Below are 21,749 nucleotides of genomic sequence, written 5' to 3' on the forward strand. Positions count from 1 at the left end.
TAGTTTCTTTAGCTAATAATACTATCTATAATTTCATCTAGATCATGTTCATGATCTATTCCACCAAGCCATGATGCTGTTTCATTATGATCTAAAAAGGAGTTTAAAGCTTGACTTACTTGATGTCTATTATCTAACGGTAAATTGTCGACAACTGCTTCCAAGTTTTCTAATAGTTGCTTAGGGGTTACCGTTTCTTTACTAAGTTCAAATGCTATTTTTCCAGTAAGGTCTAAAAATTTTAAATAATTAACCTTTGTTGTTATTGGTGTATTTATATTGAGCCTATTAAAGACCTCTTTAGTAAAACCTCTGGTCTGTGGTCCTGAAACTCCGTCAATAATAACAGGTTTTCCGTAAATATACTTTAAGACCATTTGTAAGTATAGTGTTTCTGATTTAGAAGATTCATGATAATCTACATTGACACTTTGATCAACATGCCAATGATCTTGATGATTAGGATAAAAATGATTAAGAACAATGCCAAAATGCTTCCGCAAAAAGGATTCTATACCTAAATATAACTCTTTATCATGCAAAAAATTTTGAGTGATTAGTGTTTGGTCTTGCCAGAAAATAGCATCTAAATCAAAGGCTTTTCCATGACCATGCTGCCCTGGCTTATCAACAAGGATACCAGCTGTAGTGATGACGTCTGGTTTTCCTAAAGGACAATGATCAAAAACCTCTTCTAATGCTGCTTCTAAAGCTTCTAAAAAATGCTCTTCGATTTTAAATGTACGCTGAATTCCACGAGTCCCATAAGGGTGTTGAGGCAGTCTTGCATAATGCAAAGCAATACCATTAATAGTATCAATACTTTTCATGTTTATTGATTTTAAGATTAATAACTCTATTAATTAGTATTCTTAGGAAGAACTTAAAATTACAAAAAAGATTTACAACTTGCATTTAATCTTTAAGAATTATAAAAACGTACCTAAAACACAAGACTGGATCATAGTGTCATTTATTCAAAAAATAGTAACTACCTCAAATTTATATATCTTAGGGCTTTAATTGAAAGCATAAATGAGTTTAAAAAAACGTATTGGTCTCTTACTTGGACCAACACTATTTATTGTTATAATCTTATTCTTTAAGCCTGATGGTCTTTCAACTGAGGGTAATGCAGTATTAGCATCTACAGCTTGGGTAGCTGCATGGTGGATTACCGAAGTCATTCCTATTGCTGTAACTGCTTTATTACCTATAATCTTGTTTCCTTTATCTGGTGGGATGGATCTGTCAAATACCACAAGTGCTTTTGGTCATAAATATGTTTTTCTTTATCTAGGCGGTTTTGTTATTGCTATTACTATCGAAAAATGGAAACTTCACAAACGTATCGCATTAAATATCATCCATATTATTGGTAGTGATGTTCGAAAAATTATTTTGGGTTTTATGATTGCTACGGCATTCTTATCCATGTGGATTTCAAATACAGCTACGTCAGTGATGATGTTACCAATTGGTATTGCTATCATCAAGCAATTAAAAGATAATCCTGATACACTTGAAAATGAGAATCAAATTTTCGGTAAAGCGCTAATGCTTGCTATTGCCTACAGCGCATCAATTGGTGGTATTGCCACTCTTATTGGCACACCACCAAACTTAGTTTTGGCTGGCATAGTTTCAGATACTTATGGTTATGAGATTACTTTTTCACAATGGTTTATGTTTGGCTTTCCAATTTCATTATTACTCTTATTTATTTGCTGGAAGTACCTTACACGTTATGCATTTACATTTAAACAAACCCAATTTCCTGGTGGCAAAGCTGAAATTAAACATCAGTTAAAAACCTTAGGAAACATTAATTATGAAGAAAAAGCGGTAGCGCTCGTTTTTGCACTCACTGCATTTTGCTGGATTACAAGATCATTTATATTAAAGCGTATTCTCCCAGCTATTGACGATACCATTATTGCTATCTTCTTCGCCATCATATTGTTTTTGATTCCTTCAAAAAATAAAAACGAGAACCTTATTAATTGGAATGAAGCCGTAAAGCTACCTTGGGGAATTATCCTTCTTTTTGGAGGTGGCATGGCGCTAGCCAAAGGTTTTGAAACTAGTGGTCTTGCAGCTTGGCTAGGAAACCAAATGGCTTCTCTACAAGGCATGACCATTATTATTCTAATTCTAATATTAGTAGCGGCTGTCAACTTCTTAACTGAGATCACATCAAACCTAGCAACTACTGCTATGCTTTTACCTGTTTTAGCACCTATGGCACTTAGTGTTGATATCCATCCATTTGTTCTAATGGTAGGTGCAGCTGTAGCTGCATCGTGTGCATTTATGCTTCCTGTAGCAACCCCTCCTAACGCGGTTGTATTTGGTTCTGGTTATTTACGAATTCCAGATATGGTAAGCAAAGGTATTGTAATGAATCTCATCTCAATTATAATAGTCACACTATTTGTGTACTTTCTACTACCAGAGCTTTGGCAAATAACTGTGGATGGTTTCCCAAAAGAATTATTACGTTAATTTCTTAACAAACGTTAAAGCTCTTTTTTCATTATAATAGACATTATTCTTCTGAATGAACCCAACATGACCACCATGTTTAGGCATTTCTAAATATAAGTTTTCATTTTGCTTGGCTTCTTTTACTGGAAAACATTCTGGAGATAAAAACGAATCATTTAAGGCATTGATTAGTAGTGTAGGTACTTTTATGTTTTTTAAAAATTGTAAACTACTAGATTTTTCATAATACGCTGAGGCATTCTTAAAACCATGTGCTAGCGAGGTGTATACCTCATCAAAATCTCTTAAGGTTTTAATTGAATTGATCTTTTCCTCAGTGATTTGATCAGGGAATTGTTTGAGTTTCAATTTTAGTTTATCGACCAGATGCTTTTTAAACCGAATGGCAAACGCTTTATTCTTCAATTTATGCAATTCTATTGCAGAACCATTGAGATGAACAGGTACAGAAATAGCTATAGCTGCTTTGATTTCGTTTGGTACAACTCTGCCTTCGCCTAAATATTTAAGCGTAATGTTTCCACCTAAACTGATGCCTTTAATATATAGTTTTGAATAACCTTTTTCTTCAATGCAATGTTTAACTACATCATCAAGATCGTTAGTAGCTCCTGAATGGTAGCTATAATAAAATCGGTTACCTTCGCCACTGCATCCTCTAAAATTGACACAAACTGCATCTACTCCATTTTGGTTAAATAATTTTGCTGCTCCTGTGACATAAGGTCGTTGTGCATGACCTTCTAATCCGTGAAGTAAAATGATAACTGCGTCAGATTTTCTTTCAGAATAACTCCAATCCAAGTCTAAAAAATCGTTATCACGAGTTGCTATACGTTCTCGTTTTTGCTCTAAGTTCTTAATTCTACGAAATAATCCAGAATATATAGTGGCAATAAATCCGTTTTTAAATTGAAAAGGTGGTTTGTAGGTCGATTCTATTATTGGCATAGGTGTTGTGAATTTATACTTGTAAACTAGTAAACTTGAAAGTGTCACCATTAAACAGTCCTTTATCACTCAATTTTAGAGCAGGAATAACAAGCAATGCCATAAACGATAATGTCATGTAAGGTGAATTTAAAGTACTACCAAGCTCTTTAGCCATTGCATCTAATTTGGCATAGTGCTTGCCAATTGTCTCTCCATCTTGATCGCTCATAATTCCAGCAACAGGCAACGGAACTATTTGTACTTCATTTTCTGTAACTGCACAAATACCACCTTTATTTTCAATAATAAGATTAACAGCTTTGCAAATCATTTCATCAGAAACACCAACTACAATGATATTGTGTGAATCATGGCCAACAGATGAAGCGATTGCGCCTTCTTTCAAACCAAAGTTTTTAATAAATGCTATCGCTGGATCATCATCATTGTATCGATCAACCACAGTCATTTTTAAAATATCTGATGTTGCATTAGAAACGAGATTATCATTCTCAATAGTAGCGTCTTTTATTAATTCATTGGTAACTAACTGACCTTCTATGGCTTCAATAACTCTTATACGCTTTGTTTTTGGCGCAATTTTAAAATTAGAAATAGATTTCTTCTTGGTATTAAAATTGTTAAGAGTTTCAAAACTGGTAGACTCGATCATCGATTTGCCATTTTCACTAACCAACTTTCCATCTATATAAGTTTGTAGTACTTTAAAGTCCTTTAAGTTATCTACAACTATACAGTCAGCAGCATCTCCAACTTCTAATAACCCAACATCTAAGCCATAATGTTCAACTGGATTGACGCAAGCTGCTTGCAATACTTTGAACACATCTATACCTTTCTTAATTGCTCTTGCACAGAGTTGATTGATATGACCTATTAGTAAATCATCTGGATGTTTATCATCACTACAAAACATCATTTGAGTAGCGTACTCTGGTAATAAACCTATTAATGCTTCAAAATTTTTAGCTGCACTTCCTTCTCGTATGAGTATTTTCATCCCTTTTTGAAGCTTCTCTAAACCTTCTTCATAAGTAAAGCACTCATGATCTGTTGAAATTCCAGCATTAATATACTTGGTTATGTTATCGCCAATAACTCCTGGCGCATGACCATCAACTGGCTTTTTGTAATGCTTTGCCCAAGCTATTTTTTTAAGTACGTCTTCGTCATTGAATAAAACACCAGGATAATTCATCATTTCTGCAAGGTATTTAATTTCTGATCTAGACATGAGTTCCTTTATATCGTCGGAATCTATAATTGCTCCAGCAGACTCAAATGATGTAGCAGGCACACAGGATGGCGCACCAAAATTAAATTTAAAAGGGGTTTGATTACCATTGTTGATCATAAAATCTACGCCTTTAACACCCAGAACATTTGCAATTTCATGAGGATCAGAAACTGTAGCGACTGTTCCATGATTTACAGCTATTCTAGCAAACTCACTTGGCACTAACATAGAACTTTCAATATGAATATGCGCATCAATAAAACCTGGGAGTATGTAATGTTTGATATCATGGTCTTTTTTTTCTATAGCTATTATTTTCCCGTTATCAATAACGACTTCTCCTTTATAGATATATTTGTTCTTAATGTTTACGATTTGACCTTGTATTCTTTTCATTAAAACGCTATAATTAATCGAGTGTGATTTTTAAAATTTCAGTGGTTTCACGTGATGCCTTAAAGCGGTTATCTGCTCGTTTCCCAATGATCCATACAATGTCATTATTTGAACATAACAGCCACGTGTTCTCTTTATCTACTAAAGAGAATTTTTCATCTTTAAAATATTTACTGAGTTTCTTTTTGCCTTTCATTCCAATTGGAAAAAAAACGTCACCATCTTTCCATTTTCTAACTATTAATGGGAACTGAATACCAGCTTTGTCAACATAAATAGTGGTACTAGAATGCTGAGATATTGCATCAGCTTCATCAAAAAATAAAATGCCTTTTGGTGTTTGAAACTCTTTAGCATTGGCTTTTATTAAAAAAGATTCTGATGCTTCTGAAGTTAAATCTGTTAAAATAAGGTGCGCTCTATCTTTAATTAAACGATGTGAGTTTGATAAAACTTGTTTACCAGATTGTGCTTCTAACAAATCTACAATATCTGTCCACTGGGTAAAACCATATGATTTAAACATTTCAAATAAATACGCTTTAGGATTATTCACTTTTTTAAACTCTGAAACTTTAAATTTTATTTGAGATTCATCTATAAAATCAATTGCTCGTTTCGCAACAGCATTTAAACTTTCTTCAACGATATCTGCTGTATCATTAAGGTGGTCTAGAGTTGTTTTGAAATTAACTAGTAATTCTGGATGTGTTTCTTTAAGGGCTGGAATGACGTGATGTCTTAATTTATTACGAAGATACTTATCAGACGCATTGCTACTGTCTTCCCTCCATCTTAGATGATTGGCTTTAGCATACTCCTCAATTTCTTCTCTTGTAAATGGCAATAATGGACGAACTAACTTATCGTTTATTTCAGGAATACCAGTAAGTCCATTTATACCAGTTCCTCTAGATAAATTGATTAGAAATGTTTCTAAATTATCATCTGCATGATGTGCTGTTAGAATATAATTGAAGTTTAAATTTTCGGCTAAGTCGTAAAACCAATTGTAACGTAACTCACGAGCAGCCATTTGTGTTGACAATTTATTTAATTTAGCATAATCTTTTGTATGGAAGCTTTCACTAAAAATTTCAATATTTAATTGATTTGCCAGATTAACCATGAAAATTTCATCTTCATCGCTCTCATTTCCTCTAAGATTGAAATTACAGTGCGCTAATGCAAAGTTAAAATCAAGCTCATGGCACAAATACGTAAGCACTACGCTATCTAATCCGCCAGAAACAGCAATAATACTTCTACTCTCAGTTAAGAACTTAAACTTCTGGTTGATATGATTTTTGAATTTTTCTAGCACGAATTCAAAGGTAAATCTTTAAATGTTTATTTACTAGCTAATTTTCTAGAACCTCACGCATAGCTTTGGCTTTCACTAAGCATTCTTCGTATTCTTTTAAAGGATCACTTTTTGCAGTAATAGCGCCTCCAACAGAGTAAGATATATATTTGTGTGTACTGTTGTAAAGAATACTCCTAATCACTACATTAAAATCAAAATCATTATTAGGTGTAAAATAACCTACTGTTCCTGAATATAAACCGCGCTTAGTTACCTCTAAGTTTTCTATAATTTTCATAGCAGATAGCTTTGGTGCTCCTGTCATGCTTCCCATTGGGAATGTGGTTTTAATAATATCAACAGGATGTGTACTGCTATTTACATTTGAAACGACAGTTGAGATCATTTGATGCACTTGTTCAAAACTATACACTTTACAAAACTCTTCTACTATAACACTTCCTCTGGTCGCTGTTCTTGAAAGGTCGTTACGTACTAGATCTACAATCATTACATTTTCACTACGCTCTTTCTCATCTTTAGCCAATCTTAGCTTCAAAATTTCGTCTTCATTACTATCTTTCGAGCGTCTTGCTGTACCTTTTATAGGTTGCGAAATTATTTTCTGAGCTTCTTTTTTAAGATAGCGTTCTGGTGATGCAGACATCAAGTACTTGTCATAAACCTTTAAAAAAGTTGCAAAAGGTGGCTTGGATATTCCGTTAAGCTTTTGGTAAGTTACTATTGGATTAAGTGTTGTGTTTTCGGCATAAAATTCTTGACAAAAATTAGCTTCATAAATATCGCCTCTATAAATATGGGCTAACATTTCGTTCACTTTTTTAAAATAATCATCTTTATGAATGCGTAATTTGATTTTAATTTGATCTTCAGTGTGCTCTGATAATTCTTCAGAAACATTAATCTTTTCTATTGCCTTAAGATCCTGATCTATTTCGTTAGCCACAACATTTATATAATGCATTTCTACGGTATTACCTTTTATTAAAAATAATCGTTTAGGCTGAAAAAAATACAGTTCAGGAAAACATAATACATCATTATTGTTAGAAGTCAACGCTTCTAAGTCGTTTTTAAGATCATAGGACAGATATCCAAAAATCCAGTCTTTAGTCACCGATTGGTAGTCTTTTAACTGCTCAAAAGCATTGTAGTAATCTGTTTGAAAACTGGTAAATGCATCCACTGCTAATACAGCATCATAATTAGAATAATTATGTTCGTAGCTATTAGAATCTAGCCATACAACTTCATAGAACTGTTGACTCCAAAACAATAATTTTTGTTTATATTGCTCAACATTATTGATGTGATGCGTTTGTATTCTCCTCAAAATAAGATGATATTCTTAATCTTTCAAATGTATTAAGAAACTATCATATATTCAGAATAAAATTGCATTACAAGACCATTATTATTTTATCTACTTATTTATGAACTCTAGAACATTATCCCTTTTAAAATTTAATCAATTCTGTTTCTTTCTATTTGCATTGAGCATTAATACGTATGCTTTTCAATGGTATACACATGAGGATAGCAAATTAGGATTCACATTACAATTACCCGAAGCTCCTAATTATAATGATGAATATGAATCTTTTACAATTTATAGCTACAGTAAACCAAATGCAAAAACCGTGTTTTCATTCTTTGCTTTAGATTTTAGACAATTAAATAATAAGAAAGAGAACCAAACTATAATTGACGATTTTATTACCAATACCATAAACAATATTAATGGCAAACTCATCGATAAAGAGAAAATTCCATACAAAGGAGGTTTAAAATATCAAATACAAATAAAGGTCAACGAAGTGAATATGATGCGTTCACAGATTACCCTTAAAAATGATATTATGTGTTATTTATCTGTTGAAGATGTAGAAGCAAAGATGACTTCTAAAGATATTGATACCTTTTTTAATTCTTTAAGAATAAATGCTCCTGAACCTCTTGAAGCAAAATCACCTATAGTTTATAAAAATGACAAAGGTGCTTTTTCATTACCAATACCAATTGAGCCACAAGACATCTCTAGAGAAGTGCCTAATCCTATAGATGAAAATGGTGAACCTTATAAACTGAACATGTACTTATCATCAGATTTTAATAATAATGATAATTACCTCTTTAGATATAACGACTTACCAGCAGGATACTATATGGAAGATCCTGAAACAAGTTTCATAGAAATGGAAAATTCTCTAACTGGTAAAGCTAGCTTAGTCGCTGAACCAAAGACTATTTATTTAGATGGCTATGAAGGAAAAGAATACGAACTATTAATTGACGACCAATACCATACAATTTGTAGAGTATACTTTAGAGGAAATAGAACTTACTTATTACTCAAACAAAAATTAGTTGCCTCTGAAAAAGTAACTAGAGATCATCCATTTTTTACTGAATTCAAGTTTGAGCCATATCTTCCATCTGAAACGATCCGTTTTAGTCCTGAAGGTGAAAGTTTTGAAACCTTATTCTTTGAAGACAGAACATCTACAATTGACACCGTAGATTATAATGATTCTTATTTAAAAGGATCAGCAGATTATTTTGCAAAAAACCCTAACACTGGTGGTGTATATCAGTTTGGATATAGTGAGTTAAAACCGTATTTTAAAATTACAGATATGCAGACGTTTTATGATACCAATATTGACGTTATTAAGAATTGGAACGATACTATACTAAGCAAAAAAGAAATAAAAATAGCTAATACTGATGCTGTAGAATTACTTTTACAAAATAACGAGACAAAAATCACCACGCGACACCAAATGTGGCTAAATGATAAACACTTATTTTTCATGTCGCTTTACGCTGGTAAAGAAGAATTGAACAGCGCTTTAAGCGATTCGATCTTCAAGTCGTTCAAACCTGCTAAAACTGAGACAACTTTCGACTATTACGCTTCAAAGACTGATGCTATACTAGCACATTTAAAATCAAATGACACTATTGTTTACAACGATGCTTTAGGTGCTTTCAATTATTATGAATTTGAACCAAAAGCCGATGTTTCAAAATTACACAATGAACTTAAAATCAACTATACTAACGTCATAAGAAACAATGCTGTAAAAGTTAAAATCATTGATGAGTTAGCTAATGTTAATGATAGCACTACATTAGAAGTGTTACAAAAGTTATATATCAATCCATCTTCATCAGAAACAATTAAAGCATCGATTATTACAACTATTCCTCATTTAAAAAATGAAAACAGATTAAACATATACAAGACACTTTTGCTTAATTCTCCTCCAGAAGAAAACGATAATAACTATGGTTGGTCGATTTTAACACCATTTAGAGATTCGTTAGATTTTACTAATGCTAACTACAAAGATTTTATAAAACTAATAGACCATCAGCATTATAGAGAAGATGTATTAGATATTTCAATTTCGTTAATTAAAGAAAAGAATGATGATGCTTCATTTGTTGCAGAATATTTTGACACATTATTTAAACATGCTGCCTCAGACTTGAGGGCATACCAAGATGTACAACAAAACGAGTCAGAAGATACCAATTATACTTATAACAATTTAATTTATTCCTATTTGGATCTACTCAATACTGTTCAATATAAAAATGAGCAAACTGATGCCTTTACTTCTGCCATGATCAATGAAGAAAAAAACAGATGGCTACAAGTAAAAGCAATTACGGCTCGTATTATAAACAACCAACCTTTAGAGCGAACATTTTTAGAAGATCAAATGGACAGCCTATCTTCTAGGATGGATATTTTAAGGGGATACCATAAAATAAATCAGTTTAATAGAGTTCCAAAAAAGTATATAAAACCAGAATCCTTTGCAAAATTATCTCTACATGATTTTATTGGTGAAGACTACAGCTATCCAGATCATATTGAAACTTTAGGCAAAGTCACTAAGGACGGTAAAGCATATTATGCCTTTTCTTGCACCTATATTTCTGAGGATGAATCTGAAGAAGACACCTCTTACCTAGCCATTGTACAAATTGGAAAACCAATCACTCAAGACAATGATTTTTCTCGTTATATCTCTTATTCAAATTGGGAATCTCCAGAAAAAAACTGGAAGCAACAAGCACTAGATTTGATTCCAGATTTAATTGAATATGGTTATTAATTTTAATAATTGTTGTAAATAGGGTTACTTTTGCAACATGGAAAACGATGCACCAACTTTTGAGGACTTAAATCTTAATACGCCTTTATACAATGCGCTTAACGATCTAGGTTTTACTCAACCAACACCTATTCAAGCTCAAGCATACAATGTAGTGGCTTCGGGAAAAGATGTTGTTGGTATTGCTCAGACTGGTACAGGTAAGACCTTTGCTTACATGTTACCCATTTTGCGTCATTTAAAATTCTCTACTCAAGAAAACCCAAGAGTTCTTATTTTAGTGCCTACACGTGAACTGGTAGTTCAGGTTGTAGAAGAGGTAGAGAAGTTGGCTGCATACATAAATATTAGAGTTTTAGGTGTTTATGGCGGCACTAATATCAATACACAAAAACAGGCCGTTGCACAAGGGCAAGATATAATAGTAGCAACTCCTGGACGCCTATTTGATCTAGCTGTTAGCCACGTATTACAATTGAAATCTATACAAAAATTAGTTATAGATGAAGTCGATGTTATGCTCGATCTAGGTTTCAGGCATCAATTATTAAACATCTTCGATATTTTACCTGAGCGTAGACAAAATATAATGTTTTCAGCAACTATGACTGAAGACGTAGATGAACTCATCACTGATTTTTTCATTAAACCAAAACGTGTAACGATTGCAGTTTCTGGGACACCTTTACATAATATTGAGCAACAACGATATAAAGTCGTTAATTTTTATACTAAGGTGAATCTTTTAGAATATTTATTAGAAGATGAACAGACCTATCATAAGGTTTTGATCTTTGTTGCCTTTAAAAAACTTGCCGATTTATTATTTGATCAAATTGAAGAACGTTTTCCTAGCGAAGCTTGTGTCATACACTCAAACAAGACTCAAAACTACAGATTACGAAGTATAGAACAATTCAGGTCTGGTGAGCATCGAATTTTAATAGCTACAGATGTTATGGCTAGAGGTTTAGATATTGAAAACATAAGCCATGTAATCAATTTTGACACTCCAAAATATCCTGAAAACTATATGCATCGTATTGGTAGAACTGGTCGTGCAGAACAGCAAGGGAAAGCATTGACCTTCTCTACAGATAAAGAAATTGAAGCTATAGAAACTATAGAAAGCTACATGGACAAAAAAATTGCGTTACTTGACGTGCCAGATAATGTTGAGATTTCAAAGCAATTGATCGAAGAAGAGCGTCCACAAATTAGAGAACGTAATAACCCAATTAAAAGAAGAACTGAGGATACTATTGGACCAGCTTTTCACGAAAAGAAAGACAAGAACAAAAAAGAAAATCTTGGTGGTTCTTATAAATTTAAAATTGCTTCAAAATATAAGAAGCCAAAAACACGTGGCGACAAAAATTACAATAAGCGAAATAAAAGGAAATAAAAAATCCCTTTCCAATGACTTGAAAAGGGAAAGCTAAAAGCCATTATAAAGTCAAAGAAATATAATATACTAACCTTTAACCCTAAAAATTATATTTATTCCATAACCTTAATCTGACTTTCAACTATATCTTTAATTGGTACAATAAGTTTGCCTTCTTTATTTTTAAGTATTACAGAAATATTGTCTATAGCGTCAATTTCAAAAATTGAATTATTAAATTCTATCTTCTTGCCTACTTCAAATGTTTTTCTAGTGTAAAAAGTCTTTAGTAAATCACTAATCACCTCTTTAGCTCCTAAGCCAAAGGCCAATGCAAAAGCAAGTAGAAATGCACCTAAAATGAGCGTCAGATTGTTTGTAATGATATTTGTATCTACACCAGCTTGATTTAGTGCAGTAATAGAAATAAAAATTAGCAGTAAGAAAAAAACGATTTGACTTATTATTTTGGCACCAGATAAATCCATTGAGTCAAAGAATGCTCGCAATCCTTTTTTTACAAAATTAGCGAACAATAGTCCTAATGTAAAAATAACGAGTGCCACAAAAAGTTGTGGTAAATAGCCTAAGAAGTTGCTAATTTGTTCTGAGAGAATATTCAGATTCAAAATATCTGATACGACGATTAGTAACATGATATAGATAATCCACTTTATAAAAGTTGAAACAATCTTAATTGTATTAAAATTAAGTTGTTTGCCTTCAACAATTTCTATAGCATTTAATTTATCATCTAATGTATTTGCTTTAGCAAGCTTCAAAGCTTTTTTAACAAGTTTTACAACAAGCTTAGCTATTAACCAACCAATAAGTAATACAATTATTGCCACTAGAATGTTAGTTGATACCTTTACGATTTCTGGCCACATACTTGTGAATGAATCTATGGCTGTATCTTTATATTCTGAAATTTTATCCATGTCCTAAATGTGATTAATTATTATTTTTATCTCTTTTATTCATTACTGTTTCTATAACGTCACCTATGTTGTAAGAAAACAGTTCTGCTAATTCCATGAGTAACTTTGCTATGGCTATATCATTCATAACCTTAGACTTCAGTTCTGGCGGTACTGATTTCAATGGCTTATCTATGTCTCTAAATAAATTTTCCATTATACTAGGTTATTTTCGTAAACTGTTAACAACTTGTCTTTTGCACGCTTGATTCTCATCTTAACTGCACTTTCACCTATATCTAAAACACTTTCAATCTCTTTAATAGATAGATTGTCTTGGTATTTTAATAAGAGTATCATTTTCTCATCTGGAGAAACTAACTCTAATGCTTGTTTTAGTTTATCTAATCTCATATCACTAAAATCAACATCATCTACTTCTTCTGATATGTTTTCTATATCTGCATAATCAACAGATTGCTTTTCAAATTTTTTAGCTGTATTTCTAGTTACATAGTTTACACAATGATTATAGGTAAATGCATACAACCAAGTTGAAAATTTAGATTTCTCTTTGAAACTAGCCAATTTTACAAAAAGTTTTAAAAAAACATCCTGTGTTAGATCTTTAGCTTCGTCTGAGTCTTTAGCAAATCCGTAACATTTATTATAAACCAAATTGGCGTATCTGTCATACAATACTTCAAATAACAGCGTATCATTGTTTTTAACAATGGCTCTCACTAGCGCTTCATCTGTTATGTTATGAATATCTTTTAAGGGTTCCAAAAATGCTTGGATTATAACTAAGGTTAATTTTAAGACACCTATTCTTTTTGAAAGTCACATAAAAGTGTGGCTCTTATTAAATTTATGAAATTTTAATGTCTTAATAAGTCCTCTTCTAAACAAAAAGAAAAATAACAAACATATAATTATAACGCTAACTCAATAAAACGATATGATTTTACGTTTTTTCAAATAATAACTACTTTTGTAAAAAGCCTGCTTAATGAGAGAAGACCTACACAATGTTATTCCTAACTTACAGCCGTTTAATTATTCGCAACACCATGATTCACTTTTTATTAATCAAAAATGGGTTTTGGTAAATGGTATTTCTGAAAAAAAATCTATTTATACATTCAGAGAAGATAATATCTTAGAAATTTCTAGAAAAGAATCTGTAATTAAGACTTCATGGACCCTTAGTATTAATAATATTTTTTCGATTGAAACTGAAGACGGACTTATAACTGTTAAAGCCTATTTTAAAGATAATGATGTATTAGTACTGAATCATCAAAACAAAGAAGAGTTTGCTTTATTTATAAACACCACCAACTATAAAGAAGAGCTCAACTCTATTAAAGACGTGCAATTATTTTTAAAGGAAAAGTACAAGCAAAAAGTTTCTGATTTAATTTATACTCATCAATTTTATTATATTGAGAAGTCCAAAGAATTTGGTCCATTTACTGTTGAGCAGCTTTCTGAAAAAGTAAAAAAAGATGAAATAAGTTGGTATTGTTTTGTTCGTGATATTAATGAAAACGATTATAGCAATCGCTTAAGAATTATTGATCTAATGAAAGAACTTTAAAGAAGGTGCTTATTTTGCTTTTAAATGATCTTCAATATCGCTAATATGTAAACTTAGCGCTTGAACTGAGATTTGTATTTCTTTTATCAATAATGCTAAAGAAACTATAAGTAATATAAGAGCGAGACCAAATATCCAAACCGCTAACATGTGATAATTGATATAGATTAAAAACATGGTTAATACACATAGTAATAAACTTGAAATTCCAAAAATTTGCATCCAACGTGTTAAATTTAGTCTAAGCTTTAAATTATTTATTTGTTGAATCAACGACGAGTCCATCTGCTCTAAGTATTTGTCATGTAAATTCCTAATCACAGCTGCATATGCTAAAAACCTATTGGTATAAGCCAACATAATTAGCGATATAGCAGAAAATAAAAGTGCAGGTGTTGTTAGTGTAAGCTCGTTCATGGTTTTATTTAAAATTATAAAATATATTCAAAAAAAAGCGAACCATTAGGTTCGCTTAAAATTATAGCAATGCTATTTTTATATGTGCAATGCTCTATCATCAGTAGCTGCTAGTGCAGCTTCTTTAATAGCTTCAGTAAATGTAGGATGCGCATGAGACATTCTTGAAATATCTTCAGCCGATGCTCTGTACTCCATAGCTACAACAGCTTCGGCTATTAAATCTGCACATCGTGCACCAATCATATGCACCCCTAAAATTTCATCAGTATTTTTATCTGCAAGAATTTTCACAAAACCATCTAGATCCATACTTGCTCTACTTCTTCCTAAAGCACGCATAGGAAATTGACCAGATTTATATGCAATTCCTGCCTCTTTTAATTCTTCTTCGGTTTTACCAACAGCTGCAACTTCTGGCCATGTGTAAACCACACCAGGAATTAAATTATAATCAATATGAGGTTTTTGTCCTGCTAAGGTTTCAGCAACAAAAACACCTTCTTCTTCAGCTTTATGAGCTAACATTGCACCTTTGATTACATCACCTATAGCATATATATTACTAGTACTGGTTTGCAAATGCGCATTAACCTCTACTTGTCCGCTCTCGTTCAGTTTAACACCTGCAGCTTCAGCATTTAAACCATCAGTATATGGGCGACGACCTACAGAGACCAAACAATAGTCGCCTTTAAACTCTACTTCTTCACCTTTCTTATTATCCGCTTTAACAATCACCTCATCACCTATTCGCTCAACAGATTTTACTTTATGAGACATATTCATTTTGAATTTCGCCTTTTTAAAGACTTTATTAAGTTCTTTTGATAAACCTGCATCCATAGTTGGAATGATTCTATCCATATACTCAACAACTGTCACTTCAGAACCTAAACGACGATATACTTGACCTAACTCAAGACCAATCACTCCACCACCTATTACAATCATGTGCTTAGGGATTTCCTTAAGTTTTAATGCTTCAGTAGAAGTAATAATACGTTCTTTATCTAATGCAATGAATGGAAGATTTGATGGCTTTGAACCTGTTGCTATAATGGTATGCTTTGCTTCAATTTCTCCAGCATCTTTACCATCAATTTTAATATGAGTTGCATCTTTAAAGCTTCCTAAACCTTCATAAACATCAATCTTATTTTTATTCATCAAAAAATCAATACCTCCAGTAGTTTGATCTACAACTGCTTGTTTACGCGCTATCATTTTCTCAAGATTGACCTTAATATCACCAGGAATTTCGATACCATGTTCTTCAAAATGCTTAACAGCATCTTCGTAATGATGAGATGAATCTAAAAGCGCCTTACTCGGAATGCAACCTACATTTAGACAAGTACCTCCAAGTGTAGAGTATTTTTCTATAATAGCTGTCTTCATTCCTAATTGTGCGCAGCGAATTGCTGCCACATAACCACCAGGTCCAGAACCTATTACTGCTACATCGTATGATTTCATAAAATCTGTTTTTGTGTTCGTTAAAAATCGAATACAAAAATACGAATGTTTTGTGGGAAGGCAATAAAAAAATAGGGCCTAATATAATGGAGTTCTACCGGTTTTTAATCCAAGGGAAAGAAGATATCCTTTTGTCTCTTCAGCATCTTCTCCTCCTTTTTCTGTATGGTGCAACAATGTGTATCCATGAGGCACTTTAGCGTTGGTTTATGTTAAACCTAAGAAGGGAAACCCAACATCTCACCCATACCAACTGTAAATAACCAGCAACCATAAATAGCGTGCTCAATTGATACTAAAAGTGTAGATTTTGTTTTTTTATAAGTTAAAGCAAATAAAATTCCTCCAATAAATGTAAATACCATGACCAAACCATTTCTAAAAAATATATGAGCTAGAGAAAACAATGTCGCATTTATAATGATGAAAAGCCATTGGTTATTAAATAGGCTTCCGTAACGCTGAAAAAAGAAAGTTCTGTATATTAATTCTTGTGGGTAGACAGAAAAAAAACTATAAATAAATAGAATAGTTAACCAAAGTAAAGGCTTATTTAAAATCACGACAAAAAGATTAGATTGGTCTACTAACCACATATAAATAATTGTAATGATCGCTATTACTATTAACTGCATCAATGCGCGCTTAAAGAAACTTGCCCAATCAAGGCCTGATGCAATCTTGAATTTATTTTTTTCTATTCGCAACAATACAAATACAACATACAAAAAACCAAATATACCTATTAGCAATTTGATCCATATTGGATAACTCAAACCGAAGCTTGCCGGAATTAATACAAAAAAAATAAAGAGTTCAACAAGTTTATATAAGGTAGATTGCATACTTAAATATAAACAATTAAGATTATACTTGAATAGATGTTGTGTGCTTAACCTCGTTAATCATAAAAGCACTGTGTGTGCTTCCTATATGACTGATGGTTGTTAGTTTTTTTACCATAAAATCTCTAAATTCATCCATATCAGCTACAATAACTTTCAATAAATAATCATAATCACCACTTATATGATAGCATTCTAAAACTTCATTCAATTTAGCAACTTCCTTTTCAAATTGCATGACATAAGCTTTTGTGTGCTGTAATAATTTGATACTACAAAAGGTTACAAATGCTTTATCAATACGCTTGTTGTCAATTAGAGCTACATATTTAGTTATGATGCCTTCTCGCTCTAGCTTTTTTATACGTTCGTATACAGCAGTAACTGAAAGGTTCAGTTTACCTGACAATTCTTTATTGGTTTGTTTACTATCATCTTGCAAAAAGTATAGTAATTTTTTATCGGTTACGTCTAGTTGAATCATTTTGAAAAATTTTCGGTGTAAATCATTAAATAATATTAATTTATGTAAAAATAACTATAAAATATAATTTTTAAAGTTTTATTTTCTTATTTTATAAATAATTATTGATTAAAAATCTACATATAACGATATTTGATGTGATTTTAACTAAATAATTTAAACTAATGGCTTTTAAACCAGCAAATAACATACAGGATTTACAATATTTCGGAGAGTTCGGAGGAGTGAATCCTTCAATTTCAGATTCATCAACTTATACATTTTTATCTGCAAAAACAATGTTTGATACTTTTGAAGGGAATGCAGATGGATGCTACCTATACTCAAGACATTCATCACCTTCAAATCTCTACCTAGGCGAAGCTCTAGCTGCCATGGAAGGCACTGAAACCGCAAATGTTTCTGCCTCAGGAATGGGAGCTATTACACCTGTACTATTACAGCTTTGTAACGCAGGCGACCATATTGTTTCAAGTAGAACGATTTACGGAGGTACTTATGCATTCCTTAAAAACTTTACACCTCGCTTTAATATTAGCACTTCGTTTGTAGATATTACTAAACTTGATATTGTAGAAGCAGCAATAACAAAAGACACTAAGATTTTATATTGTGAATCGGTAAGCAACCCTCTATTAGAAGTGGCAGATATAAAAGGCTTAGCAGCTATTGCTAAACGACATAACTTAAAACTTGTGGTAGATAACACATTTTCACCTTTATCTATTTCTCCAGCTAAACTTGGAGCAGATGTAGTGATACATAGTTTAACCAAATTTATAAATGGATCGAGTGACACGGTTGGTGGTGTGATTTGCGGCTCTCAAGAATTCATTGATGATTTAAGAAATGTAAATGATGGCGCATCTATGCTATTAGGCTCTACAATGGATAGCCTACGCGCTGCGTCAGTATTAAAAAACTTAAGAACATTACATATTCGCATGCAACAACATAGTTTTAATGCAACATATTTAGCTGAAAAATTTGAAGAAGATGGCTTAAAGACTGTATACCCTGGATTAGCATCGCATCCATCTCACGAATTATTTAAGTCAATGATGAATGAAAAATATGGGTTTGGAGGTATGTTAACCATAGATGTTGGAAGTTTAGATAAGGCTAATGAATTTATGGAAATGATGCAAGAACGTAATTTAGGTTACCTAGCTGTAAGCCTAGGGTTCTATAAAACTTTATTTTCTGCTCCAGGTAGCTCTACCTCTTCTGAAATTCCTGAAGACGAACAACAAGCGATGGGATTAAGTGATGGTTTAATTCGTTTTTCAATAGGATTAGATGCAGATATTGAGCGCACATATAAAATGATGCGTGAGTGTATGGAGGAATTGAATATTTTAAGTAAAAAAGAAGAGACAGCTTTAATATAAACAAATAGTAAAGTATAATAAGCCTTTTAGTGATTAAAAGGCTTTTACTTTCCTTTTAATCGCTCCCAAAGTGCGGTCATAGTATACTCAAAGTCTTCTAACTCTGGTTCAAATGGTTTCATATTTAGACGTCCATTAGCCTCATAAAGTTTTAAATTAAAAACAGATTTATAACCTTCTCTTGTTTTTACTAACGGATATCTTAAATCATTATATAGATATTCACCATTAGACAAAGCTTCAACGTTATAATAATTGTTACTGAACCAAGCTAAACAATCAATATCTTCATCATAAAACTTATTTAATACACGTCTCTTAGGAATCGTTTTCCATTCTGAAAACCGATTCGATTTATCGAGTAAAGAATAAAAAGCCACTTTATAATCATTGTCCGTTTCAGCAATACCATACCATAAAATATTATTTAAAATTGAAGGCTGTGTACTAAATCGCTTGTATGAAATAGCATTATCTTCTAGCGATGACTTAAAAACATTATCAATATAAACTTTGTTAAAAATAGTAAACAACAGATATGCCGAACTTATACCTAAACCGAGTTTTAACCAAAATCGACGTCTAGGGTTCTGCCGTTTGATTAACATCAAAACAAGCATACACAACAAAAATGGAGTTGTATATAGCAAATCTGCTACTGCTATAGTATTGAATGCTACTCTGTATGAAGAAAATGGTGCAAATAATTGTGTCCCATAAGGTGTAAAACAATCTAAAATTGGATGTGTAAATAACGTCCAAAAAAATAGTAATATCCAATCTTTTTGAGTTGTAGAATTTAGTCGACTACCCGAATTATACAATCTATGAATCAACCAACCCAGCAAAAAAGCAGCAAAAATTGAAAATAAAATAGAATGCATAAACCCTCTATGAAATAGCATTGCATCAATTTCATTATTATATAACAAGCTTCCAACAAAAACATCTAAATCAGGTATCGTTCCTCCAATTGCGCCAAATAATAAAGCTTTATTACCTATTTTTTTTCCCAAAACGGCTTCTCCACAAGCAGCGCCTAGTACAATTTGAGTTAATGAATCCATTTAGATAGTAAATATTAAAGTGCAAAAGTACGTAACAATTATGATTTGCAGAATAGCCAACATTATTGTAACATTACAAACACTAACTGTCACTAAAGTCAAATGAACGAAGACAAAAATATTTCAGAATTTAAAATTCAAGATCAAAAAATCATAGATAATACAGAATTAAGCATTTGGGAAGCTCTTACACCCGTTATAGCTTTAGTAGGAATGTTGGCTTACAATATTTATGTTTTTGGAGATGATGCTTTAAGTGGCAGCAATCAATTCGTGCTCTTATTAGGTGCAGCTATAGCAGCTATAATTGGATTTAAAAATAAAACACCATACAAAAGAATGCTAGAAGAAGTTGCAGAAAATGTAAAGTCTACTACTGGAGCGCTTTTAATTTTATTAATGGTTGGCGCACTTGCTGGAACATGGTTAATAAGTGGGATAATTCCAACAATGATTTATTATGGTTTACAAATTTTAAATCCAACTATCTTTCTTGCAGCTTGCGTAATTATTTGCTCAATTATATCGATTGCTACAGGCAGTTCTTGGACTACATCAGCTACAGTTGGCATTGCATTAATTGGAATTGGAGAAACTCTTGGGATCTCAATTGGAATGACAGCTGGTGCTGTTTTATCTGGCGCATATTTTGGTGATAAAATGTCACCTCTAAGCGATACGACTAATTTAGCACCAGCAATGGCTGGGGGCGAATTGTTTTCTCATATAAAATATATGGCTTTAACAACAATACCAACAATAGTAATTACCTTAATAATATTTATTGTAATTGGGCTAAATATTGACACGAATGGAACTCCAGTAATTCAAGATAAATTAAATGCAATAGATGGAGCATTTAACATAAGTCCGTGGCTATTTATTGTACCTGTTCTAGTAATTATTATGATAATAAAAAAGACACCTCCACTTATAGCACTCATGTTAGGAGCGCTCCTTGGAGGGTTTACAGCAATAATAGTTCAACCACAAATAGTTATAAATATAGCTGGTGCTGAATCTTTGACCTTTCAATCTGCATACAAAGGTATTATGAATGCTTTAACAATAGATACAGCTGTTAATACCTCTAGTGCCGAGTTAAATGACTTGTTTACTGCTGGAGGAATGAAAGGTATGTTAGACACCATTTGGTTAATTATTTGTGCTATGGTTTTCGGTGGTGTAATGGATGCTATTGGTGCATTGTCTAGAATTACAAGATCATTATTAAAATTAGCAACAACAACCTTTGGCTTATTTGCAAGCACAGTAGCTAGTTGTTTGGCTTTAAACTTAACTGCTTCAGATCAGTATTTAGCATTAGTTGTACCAGGAAAAATGTTCAAAAAAGCTTACGAAGATCGTGGTTTAGCTCCAGAAAACCTAAGTCGAACACTTGAAGATTCTGGTACAGTTACGTCAGTACTCATACCATGGAATACCTGTGGAGCTTATCATTCAAAAGTATTATTTGGGTATGCTGGTGCAACTGCTTACATACCTTATGCTTTTTTTAGTATTATAAGTCCATTTATGACCTTATTATTTGCTGGTTTTAATATAAAAATCAAGCAAATTAAAGGTGAATTTAATTAATTCAT

Annotated in this window: 19 protein-coding genes; 6 read left to right on the forward strand and 13 right to left on the reverse strand. The window is 32.2% G+C overall.

Features of this window, described 5'->3' with window-relative positions:
* Positions 1-8 precede the first annotated feature (8 nt).
* The gene (locus tag Q0876_RS03455) at positions 9-830 is read right to left on the reverse strand and encodes a hypothetical protein (RefSeq protein WP_299224126.1); all 822 of its coding nucleotides are present in this window, start codon (positions 828-830) and stop codon (positions 9-11) included.
* Between the two features lie 205 nt (positions 831-1,035).
* On the opposite strand from Q0876_RS03455, the gene Q0876_RS03460 reads away from it, so the two are divergent.
* Complete coding sequence (locus Q0876_RS03460) at positions 1,036-2,505, forward strand: SLC13 family permease (RefSeq protein WP_299224129.1); 1,470 nt, start codon at positions 1,036-1,038, stop codon at positions 2,503-2,505.
* Here the strand turns inward: Q0876_RS03460 and Q0876_RS03465 are convergent.
* From Q0876_RS03465 to Q0876_RS03480, 4 genes are read right to left on the reverse strand one after another with little or no spacing between them, the layout of a single operon-like run.
* Complete coding sequence (locus tag Q0876_RS03465; RefSeq protein WP_299224132.1) at positions 2,497-3,459, reverse strand: alpha/beta fold hydrolase; 963 nt, start codon at positions 3,457-3,459, stop codon at positions 2,497-2,499. The genes Q0876_RS03460 and Q0876_RS03465 overlap by 9 nt on opposite strands.
* Positions 3,460-3,472: 13 nt before the next feature.
* Complete coding sequence (gene ade / locus Q0876_RS03470) at positions 3,473-5,095, reverse strand: adenine deaminase (protein WP_299224135.1); 1,623 nt, start codon at positions 5,093-5,095, stop codon at positions 3,473-3,475.
* 13 nt (positions 5,096-5,108) lie between these two features.
* The gene (tilS, locus tag Q0876_RS03475) at positions 5,109-6,419 is read right to left on the reverse strand and encodes a tRNA lysidine(34) synthetase TilS (RefSeq protein ID WP_299224138.1); all 1,311 of its coding nucleotides are present in this window, start codon (positions 6,417-6,419) and stop codon (positions 5,109-5,111) included.
* A 37-nt stretch (positions 6,420-6,456) separates the two neighbouring features.
* The gene (locus tag Q0876_RS03480; protein ID WP_299224140.1) at positions 6,457-7,755 is read right to left on the reverse strand and encodes an anthranilate synthase component I family protein; all 1,299 of its coding nucleotides are present in this window, start codon (positions 7,753-7,755) and stop codon (positions 6,457-6,459) included.
* A 100-nt stretch (positions 7,756-7,855) separates the two neighbouring features.
* On the opposite strand from Q0876_RS03480, the gene Q0876_RS03485 reads away from it, so the two are divergent.
* Both Q0876_RS03485 and Q0876_RS03490 read left to right on the forward strand, forming a co-directional pair.
* A complete protein-coding gene (locus tag Q0876_RS03485; protein WP_299224143.1) occupies positions 7,856-10,552 on the forward strand; it encodes a hypothetical protein in 2,697 nt (898 codons plus the stop codon).
* Positions 10,553-10,589: 37 nt separating this feature from the next.
* A complete protein-coding gene (locus Q0876_RS03490; protein WP_299224146.1) occupies positions 10,590-11,957 on the forward strand; it encodes a DEAD/DEAH box helicase in 1,368 nt (455 codons plus the stop codon).
* Positions 11,958-12,052: 95 nt separating this feature from the next.
* Here Q0876_RS03490 and Q0876_RS03495 read toward each other — a convergent pair whose 3' ends face one another.
* The 3 genes from Q0876_RS03495 to Q0876_RS03505 are packed head-to-tail and all read right to left on the reverse strand — an operon-like array spanning position 12,053 to position 13,648.
* Positions 12,053-12,880, reverse strand: coding sequence for a hypothetical protein (locus Q0876_RS03495; RefSeq protein WP_299224149.1), 828 nt, complete (start codon positions 12,878-12,880; stop codon positions 12,053-12,055).
* A gap of 13 nt (positions 12,881-12,893) precedes the next feature.
* Positions 12,894-13,043 (reverse strand): hypothetical protein, encoded by a 150-nt coding sequence (locus tag Q0876_RS03500; RefSeq protein ID WP_299224151.1) that lies wholly within the window; start codon positions 13,041-13,043, stop codon positions 12,894-12,896.
* 32 nt (positions 13,044-13,075) lie between these two features.
* The gene (locus tag Q0876_RS03505; protein WP_299224154.1) at positions 13,076-13,648 is read right to left on the reverse strand and encodes a sigma-70 family RNA polymerase sigma factor; all 573 of its coding nucleotides are present in this window, start codon (positions 13,646-13,648) and stop codon (positions 13,076-13,078) included.
* A 223-nt stretch (positions 13,649-13,871) separates the two neighbouring features.
* On the opposite strand from Q0876_RS03505, the gene Q0876_RS03510 reads away from it, so the two are divergent.
* Positions 13,872-14,462 (forward strand): hypothetical protein, encoded by a 591-nt coding sequence (locus tag Q0876_RS03510; RefSeq protein WP_299224157.1) that lies wholly within the window; start codon positions 13,872-13,874, stop codon positions 14,460-14,462.
* 9 nt (positions 14,463-14,471) lie between these two features.
* Here the strand turns inward: Q0876_RS03510 and Q0876_RS03515 are convergent, their stop codons facing one another.
* The 4 genes from Q0876_RS03515 to Q0876_RS03530 all read right to left on the reverse strand — a co-directional run bounded on the left by Q0876_RS03515 (position 14,472) and on the right by Q0876_RS03530 (position 17,684).
* Positions 14,472-14,879: a DUF2721 domain-containing protein gene (locus Q0876_RS03515; protein WP_299224160.1), complete on the reverse strand. Its 408-nt coding sequence runs from the start codon at positions 14,877-14,879 to the stop codon at positions 14,472-14,474.
* A 78-nt stretch (positions 14,880-14,957) separates the two neighbouring features.
* Positions 14,958-16,358 carry a dihydrolipoyl dehydrogenase gene (gene lpdA, locus Q0876_RS03520; RefSeq protein WP_299224163.1) on the reverse strand — a complete coding sequence of 467 codons (1,401 nt, stop codon included), beginning with the start codon at positions 16,356-16,358 and terminating at the stop codon, positions 14,958-14,960.
* A gap of 218 nt (positions 16,359-16,576) precedes the next feature.
* The gene (locus Q0876_RS03525) at positions 16,577-17,203 is read right to left on the reverse strand and encodes a CPBP family intramembrane glutamic endopeptidase (RefSeq protein ID WP_299224166.1); all 627 of its coding nucleotides are present in this window, start codon (positions 17,201-17,203) and stop codon (positions 16,577-16,579) included.
* A gap of 22 nt (positions 17,204-17,225) precedes the next feature.
* Positions 17,226-17,684 (reverse strand): Lrp/AsnC family transcriptional regulator, encoded by a 459-nt coding sequence (locus tag Q0876_RS03530; RefSeq protein WP_299225164.1) that lies wholly within the window; start codon positions 17,682-17,684, stop codon positions 17,226-17,228.
* A gap of 167 nt (positions 17,685-17,851) precedes the next feature.
* Here Q0876_RS03530 and Q0876_RS03535 point away from each other — a divergent pair, with 167 nt between their 5' ends.
* Complete coding sequence (locus tag Q0876_RS03535; RefSeq protein ID WP_299224169.1) at positions 17,852-19,078, forward strand: aminotransferase class I/II-fold pyridoxal phosphate-dependent enzyme; 1,227 nt, start codon at positions 17,852-17,854, stop codon at positions 19,076-19,078.
* Positions 19,079-19,122: 44 nt separating this feature from the next.
* Here Q0876_RS03535 and Q0876_RS03540 read toward each other — a convergent pair whose 3' ends face one another.
* Positions 19,123-20,145: a metal-dependent hydrolase gene (locus Q0876_RS03540; protein ID WP_299224171.1), complete on the reverse strand. Its 1,023-nt coding sequence runs from the start codon at positions 20,143-20,145 to the stop codon at positions 19,123-19,125.
* A 102-nt stretch (positions 20,146-20,247) separates the two neighbouring features.
* Here Q0876_RS03540 and nhaC point away from each other — a divergent pair, with 102 nt between their 5' ends.
* On the forward strand, positions 20,248-21,744 hold the full coding sequence (nhaC, locus tag Q0876_RS03545) for a Na+/H+ antiporter NhaC (RefSeq protein WP_299224174.1): 1,497 nt from the start codon (positions 20,248-20,250) through the stop codon (positions 21,742-21,744).
* Positions 21,745-21,749: the final 5 nt, after the last annotated feature.

Origin of the sequence: uncultured Psychroserpens sp. (assembly GCF_947503375.1) — a bacterium.
Lineage (GTDB): Bacteria > Bacteroidota > Bacteroidia > Flavobacteriales > Flavobacteriaceae > Psychroserpens.